This is a genomic window from Hyella patelloides LEGE 07179, from assembly GCF_900659865.1.
GTDB classification, from domain to species: Bacteria; Cyanobacteriota; Cyanobacteriia; order Cyanobacteriales; family Xenococcaceae; genus Hyella; species Hyella patelloides.
Map to the genome: position 1 here is coordinate 1 of NZ_LR214096.1, position 6842 is coordinate 6842.

The window sequence follows — 6842 nt, forward strand, 5'->3', positions numbered from 1 at the left end:
ATGGTAGTTTATTTTTGCGCAAGTCCCTTAGTACGTGAAACTACGGAAACTGAATCACAAAACTACGGTTACAAATTCGGTCAAGAAGAAGAAACTTACAACATCGTGGCAGCACACGGCTACTTCGGTCGTTTGATCTTCCAATATGCTTCTTTCAATAACAGCCGTTCTTTACACTTCTTCTTGGGTTCTTGGCCCGTAGTGGGCATTTGGTTTACTGCAATGGGTATTTCCACCATGGCATTCAACCTGAACGGATTCAACTTCAACCAGTCAATCATCGACTCTCAAGGTCGTGTAGTTAACACTTGGGCTGATATCTTAAACCGCGCTAACCTAGGATTTGAAGTAATGCACGAAAGAAATGCACACAACTTCCCCCTAGATTTAGCAGCAGGGGAGCAAGTTCCTGTAGCGTTAACTGCTCCTGCTATTCATGGTTAGGTAGCCAAGCTAAAATATTTATCTAACTTAAATTAAGGCGTTGAATTTGATTCAGCGTCTTTTTTTGGGGAATTTTTTGAGCTATCATGCGATCTCGCACTGATGATTATTCAGTTAGAAGGGGATAAGTGGCTTAGTTTACATCCTGGGGAATTTAGTTGAATAGTGCTTCAGCCAAAATTTAGGTAAACTGCGGACATAAGGTGATGTTGAGTTTTACCCGCCACCGAGAATAAATGGAGAAATGACATGGCAACTCAAGAAAAAACGAATCAAGCGCAAGAATCAGCACAAAAATGGCTCGACTTGATAGATAACTCTAAATATGCAGATAGCTGGTTAGAAGCAGCACCATATTTTCAAAACAATATTACTGAAGAGGAATGGGAGAAGACACTTCAAGGAGTTAGACAGCCTTTGGGTGAAAAGCTGTTTAGAAAACTAGAATCAAAGCAATACACCACTTCACTTCCAGGGGTTGCCGATGGTGAATATGTTGTAATTCAATACAATACCTCTTTTGTCAATAAAAAATCTGCTTTAGAAACAGTCACACCGATGTTAGATCGAGACGGCAGATGGAAAGTAGCTGGTTATTTTATTAAATGAACAACTCGCGAGATTTCAGCTTTTTTTAGCAGCGCGATCATTAATTATCCCAACTAAGCAAAAAGAATCAACAGCTAATTTAACACTCACTTAATTTCAAAAAGATGAAAAATCATGAACTAATCGATCTTGCTAAATCACTGATAGGAGAGATTTTTCTGGCAAACGGAGGTTCAGCAGGAGGAGTTGGTGCAGCATTATTAACGGCTAAAGGAAACGTTTATAGTGGTATCTGTCTCGATTATTCTTGTGGTCTGGGTTTTTGCGCCGAACACGCAGCAGTCGCGGAAATGCTCAAACACCGCGAAACCGAAATAGCTAAGATAGTGGCTGTTAATAAGGATAAAATTCTGCCACCATGCGGACGTTGCAGAGAGTTGATTATTCTAACTAATTCCTCAAATCGAAATACTGAAGTAATAATTTCTCAATCAAAAACAATGAAACTTTTTAATCTGCTTCCTTATCATTGGCTGGAAAATTAATATAAGTATTCTGGTTTATTAACGTCAGTTTGACAAATATTATTCTGAGTTGCATTGTTGATTTATAAGAACGAAATAAATAATAGTCTGTTCCCTATTCAGGCGTTCCCTAACCCAAAACTAACCGATTTTGTTTTCATCGAACTCACGTTTATTAAGAAGTAATTTTACAAATTCTCAAATAATTAATTTTGCTTGGCTTGCATCAGTTATTGGTAGAATAATTAATAGCGTAATTATTATTTGTTCTAAGCCTCGTTAGTTTTTGCTTTCAATTCATCTGCTATAGTTTCGACAATTCTTTGGGCTGCTTTACCATCACCAAAAGGATTAATAGCTGTTGCCATTTTTTGATAAGCTGCATCATTATCTAGTAAATCTTTTGCAGCATTAAAAATACTATCGGAATCAGTACCAATTAATTTAGCTGTACCTGCTTGGGTTGCTTCTGGTCTTTCGGTAGTTTCTCGCAAAACAAGGACTGGCTTGCCTAAACTGGGTGCTTCTTCTTGTAATCCACCAGAATCAGTTAATAGCAAATAACAGCGCGATATTGCTCCCACTAGCTGCTTATAGTCTAAGGGTTCGGTCAGAAAAACACGATCGCTTTTTCCTAATACTTCTTTAATTGGTTCTCTTACTGTAGGGTTACGATGCATGGGTAATAAAATGGCTGTATCGGGAAAATTATCTAATATTTTTTGAAATCCTTTAAGGATATCTTGTAATGGTTGTCCCCAGTTTTCGCGACGATGCACAGTAGTTAGTAAGACGCGATATTTATCCCAATTTAAGCCAGGAATCTCACAAGGAGGATTATCATTAGCTACTGTTAATAAAGCATCAATGACGGTGTTTCCTGTCTGAATTATTTTCCCTGTAACATCAGATTTTTGGAGATTGGCTACTGCTAATGTGGTGGGTGCAAAATGAAATTGGGCAATCTGAGAAATTAGACGACGATTGGCTTCTTCTGGATAGGGATTGAAGATATTATCAGTACGTAAACCAGCTTCTACATGACCGACGGGAATTTGTTGATAAAAGGCTGCTAAAGCAGCAGCAAAAGCAGTGGAAGTATCTCCTTGAACAATAGCTAAATCTGGTTTTAATTCAGCAAATATTGTCTCTAACCCCTGCATACTATTACAGGTAATTTCAGTTAGAGTTTGTTTTGGTTTCATTATCTCCAGATTGCGATCTGCTGTTAATTGAAACAATTCCATTACGCTATCTACCATTTCTTTATGTTGTCCAGTTAAAACAACATAAGTTTTGATATCAGGTTTGCTACGTAATTCTTGAATCACAGAAGCCAATTTAATCGCCTCTGGACGAGTACCTAAAATAACGCAAACAGTAATCATGCTTTTAAAGGATGAGGGATGAGGGATGAGGGATGAGGGATGAATGATGAGGAAGTTTTTAAGTAGCCCTAAAGGACTCGCTATCGCGTCGCAGTAATAATTAATAAGTAATATTATTTTAGTTTTTAGTTAAGACAGATTGTTTGTAGGGGACGGGGCTTTCAGGGACTCGAATTCGATTCGAGTCACAGCCCCTCCGTTTCGCGAAACGCCTAAACCCAAGATTTATGTGTCTTGGGCATTTTTAAAATTGATATAAGATTTGATATTAAATAACGAGCCAACGAACCAATCAATTGACACATCATACCAACCAATTAAAAAAGACCAACAACAAGCAATTAACAATTAACCAATAAAGGTGCTGCGGATAGTAACTTCTGGGTATAAGGGTGTTGCGGGTACTTAAATATTTTTTCTGTACTCTCTATCTCGACGATTTTACCACCATTCATTACAGCAATCCGATCGCAGAAAAATCTGGCTACCCAAAGATCGTGAGTAATAAAGAGGTAGGTTAGTTTAAATTCGGCTTTTAATGCCAACATTAATTCTAGTACCTGTGTTTGCACTGTAGCATCTAACATACTTACTGGTTCATCACAGATCACTAATTGAGGGTTGGTAATTAAAGCACGGGCGATCGCTACTCTTTGTTGTTGTCCTCCTGATAATTCAGAAGGATAGCGATGATAATAATCTTCTACAGGAGTTAAGCCAACTCTTACCAGCATTTCGGCTACTTTTAGCTTTGCTTCGCCTAAATTGGCTAAATTATGAATTAACAAAGGATCGGCAATACTTTCCCCTACCGTCATTAAAGGATTTAAGCAAGCATGGGGATCTTGAAAGATCATTTGTATCTGACGACGCATTTGTTTCATCTGCTTACGGGATAATTTAGTTAAATCTTGTCCCAAAAAATCCACTGTTCCCGCAGTAGCTTTGAGTAGCTGTAAAATTGTTCGTGAAAGGGTACTTTTACCACAGCCAGACTCGCCTACCAGCCCTAAAGTCTCTCCTGGATACAACTCAAAATTAATCCCATCTACGGCTTTAATCACCTCTTTTTTTTGAGAAAATAGCTGTTGAATGAAATTGCTTTCTAAAATAAAGTGCTGTTTTAATTTTTTAACTTCAAGGATCGGTTGTGCTCCATTTGATTGAAAACTAGTAGAATTAGCTTGAGCATCTGCCTGTAGTTTTAGCGCAGCGTTCAATAAAGACTTAGTGTATTCGTGTTGGGGACTGTAGAGAATCGATTTTGTATCCCCCATTTCTACCATCTTACCCTGATACATCACCGCAATGCGATCGCAGTATTCTCCCACCATTGCCAAATCGTGAGAAATTAATAACAATGCTAAATCTCGCTCGCTACACAAACGAGTCAACTCATCTAAAATCTCTGCTGAGACAGTAACATCTAGACTAGTAGTCGGTTCATCTGCCACAATCATTTTAGGATCGAGAAGTAAAGCTAACGCGATCGCTACTCTTTGTCTCATACCACCACTAAACTCATGGGGATATTGTCCCCAACGATTTGCAGGAATTCGCACCGCCTCCAAAGCTTCAACGGCTTTGATTTTAGCTGCTTTGCGCGATAACTTAGGTTGGTGTGCTTGTAATGTTTCTAAACAATGATCTCCAATAGTCATCAAAGGGTCTAGTCTGGTCATAGGGTCTTGAAATATCAACGCTACCACTTCCCCTCTAAATTGCCTTAACTCGACTGTATTGAAATCAAAAACAGGTTTACTTTGAAAATTAACTTCTCCTGTAACTTGGCTACCCTCTGGTAACAAACGCATTATTGTTCTTCCCAAAGTAGATTTACCACAGCCTGATTCTCCTACTAATCCCATTCTTTCCCCTGGATTAAGAGTAAAAGAAACATCATCCACCGCCCAAATAGTTTTTTGTTGGGATTGATGGGGATAAGCAATTTTAAGCTGATTAACTTCTAGTAATGCCATAGATTAAGTAGTTAGAGATTAATAAACAAACCGTGACTAAAAATATAAATCATAGTTTAGTACGATCTCTTTCTGGGATTGTTGAATTTACTACTTAATGTTTTAACTGATTTAGATTTCAGATACACTGACTTTTTTGACTCTCTACAATTTTTATCCTGTACTTTAGGTGCTTGACTTCCTGTATTTCCTAGATGTTGAAAACGGGAATATTCTTTCTCAGAGTTGATTTTAGGAAAAATCGCGTCCGAAGCTAAAGTGTTGATAATACCAATAATAATACTTTTGTCCTGCTAAAAGCGATCGCAATATTGGAGAGTGTATTTGTCGCAAGCTCGTAATTAATATTTCAAGGGTTTTGACAGGCGAAAACAGAGAAATCAAGTTTATTTTCTCGATAAATATTAATATGGCGGTGCTGGTGCGGATATTTTGATCTTCGAGCCATTTAGTTCTAATCCTGGAAATGATTCAGTCTTCGGTTTTCCAGACGGTGGCGATCTAATTTCATTAGGTGAAGCGAGTTTCTTTGATGCCAATATTGAGAATAAGTTCCAAATTTATTGACATTTACAAATTTGAGCGATAAGAAGCAATAGAAAATATTTTAAGAGTAAATCCCTTGTGAATCAATACTTCTTGTTTAAGCCCAATAAAGCTTTAAAAGTGGGCTTGAATATCTTGAAACTTCATACACAAAAATCTCTATAAAATCCTTAATCAAGAATTATTGAGCCTCAATTGACTTTATTTTGAGCTTAAACAAGACCTATTGCGCCAGATGCTTACGTTAATTAAACAAAAAATACTGTTAATAAAGATTTCAGTTTTAATAGTTTTACTTTAAGTTTTGTCTCAATAACAATTACAATAGCAATCGCTTTTAACTAACAAAATTTCAGAAAAATATTCTGTTTTTGAACCTAGCAATCTCAGTAAGATTACCAATAGACAACATTATTAGCAATAAGTTATGTTGACTAAGTGTTAACTTCTAACAGTGACTTACATGATTACTATATCAGGGAAAACAACGACATCAAATTTAGAAATCACTGCGCCTGAGAACACTCAATCTTTTTCTGCCTACTTAATTGACTTAATTAACAACAATGGCTTAGAAGCTACCCCACAGGTTTTATCTATTTCTCAGCCGACTACCGCAACAGATATTAATTTAACGTCGTTTGGTAGAACAGCAACTTCTGTCGATGGTTTTGAGGGGACTGCTTGGCGACTTCGTAATGGTACTGGTGTAGACGTAGATGGAACTTTAAGTGGTTTTGCTACTAACTTTTCTCAAACTTACGAACTGCTAGAAAATACCGATACTTTTGCAATTTCTCCTGTCACTAATGGTAGTGCTACACATGTTCTAACAGTAGACGATATAACTAAACCAAAAGCTGCTTCTACTAATCCTTTCTCTATAACCGATCCCTTTAGAAGAAACGCTTATAACATTATTGGTGGTAGTGGTGATGACACTTTGAGAGGTAGAGGAAGAGGCGACTCTCTGGAAGGTGGAGATGGAGGCGATGTATTAGCAGGAAGAGGCGGTGACGATACTTTGACTGGCGGTGCTGGTCGAGATACCCTTAGAGGAGGAAATGGAGACGATTTTTTAATTGGTGGCGCAGATGTCGACCGACTGTTTGGAAATCAAGGTAGTGATACTTTTGTTATCGAGCAGGTAGCTACTAGCAGCGATCGTGTTATCATCCGTGATTATGTAGATGGTACAGACATCTTGGGTTTAGCTGATAGTTTAACTTTTGCCGATCTAACTATTCGTAATAATGCTGCTAATACTAATACTTTAATTAGAGAAACTAGCACGAATAATACTTTGGCGGTACTTTCAGGGATTGATGCTAGCGTTATTGATAGTGGCGATTTTGTTGACGTTTAAGCTTGTAATAATCTATTAAAAATAAAACTGTTGATGTTCTATGAAC

6 protein-coding genes are annotated in these 6842 nt (G+C 37.5%); 4 read left to right on the top strand and 2 right to left on the bottom strand.

Translation table 11 applies throughout. The features are described from left to right. The 3 genes from H1P_RS29495 to H1P_RS29505 form a co-directional block, all read left to right on the top strand. Positions 1 to 444: photosynthetic reaction center family protein (locus tag H1P_RS29495; RefSeq protein WP_484133493.1), on the top strand; the 444-nt coding region annotated here is incomplete at its 5' end. A gap of 249 nt (positions 445 to 693) precedes the next feature. Continuing rightward, the gene (locus H1P_RS29500; RefSeq protein ID WP_144874471.1) at positions 694 to 1053 is read left to right on the top strand and encodes a DUF4019 domain-containing protein; all 360 of its coding nucleotides are present in this window, start codon (positions 694 to 696) and stop codon (positions 1051 to 1053) included. 104 nt (positions 1054 to 1157) lie between these two features. After that, positions 1158 to 1538: a cytidine deaminase family protein gene (locus tag H1P_RS29505; protein ID WP_144874473.1), complete on the top strand. Its 381-nt coding sequence runs from the start codon at positions 1158 to 1160 to the stop codon at positions 1536 to 1538. Between the two features lie 248 nt (positions 1539 to 1786). Here H1P_RS29505 and wecB read toward each other — a convergent pair whose 3' ends face one another. Further along, entirely contained in the window at positions 1787 to 2905 is a 1119-nt protein-coding gene (gene wecB / locus H1P_RS29510) for a non-hydrolyzing UDP-N-acetylglucosamine 2-epimerase (protein WP_144874475.1), read from the bottom strand. Positions 2906 to 3246: 341 nt separating this feature from the next. Further along, positions 3247 to 4884 carry a dipeptide ABC transporter ATP-binding protein gene (locus H1P_RS29515; RefSeq protein ID WP_144874477.1) on the bottom strand — a complete coding sequence of 546 codons (1638 nt, stop codon included), beginning with the start codon at positions 4882 to 4884 and terminating at the stop codon, positions 3247 to 3249. A 1009-nt stretch (positions 4885 to 5893) separates the two neighbouring features. On the opposite strand from H1P_RS29515, the gene H1P_RS29520 reads away from it, so the two are divergent. After that, a complete protein-coding gene (locus H1P_RS29520) occupies positions 5894 to 6796 on the top strand; it encodes a calcium-binding protein (protein ID WP_144874479.1) in 903 nt (300 codons plus the stop codon). Positions 6797 to 6842: the final 46 nt, after the last annotated feature.

Excerpts from the sequence above, each read along its gene's own strand:
- H1P_RS29500 (WP_144874471.1), top strand. The coding sequence starts at position 694 with ATGGCAACTCAAGAAAAAACGAATCAAGCGCAAGAATCAGCACAAAAA.
- H1P_RS29505 (WP_144874473.1), top strand. The coding sequence starts at position 1,158 with ATGAAAAATCATGAACTAATCGATCTTGCTAAATCACTGATAGGAGAG.
- wecB (WP_144874475.1), bottom strand. The coding sequence starts at position 2,905 with ATGATTACTGTTTGCGTTATTTTAGGTACTCGTCCAGAGGCGATTAAA.
- H1P_RS29515 (WP_144874477.1), bottom strand. The coding sequence starts at position 4,884 with ATGGCATTACTAGAAGTTAATCAGCTTAAAATTGCTTATCCCCATCAA.
- H1P_RS29520 (WP_144874479.1), top strand. The coding sequence starts at position 5,894 with ATGATTACTATATCAGGGAAAACAACGACATCAAATTTAGAAATCACT.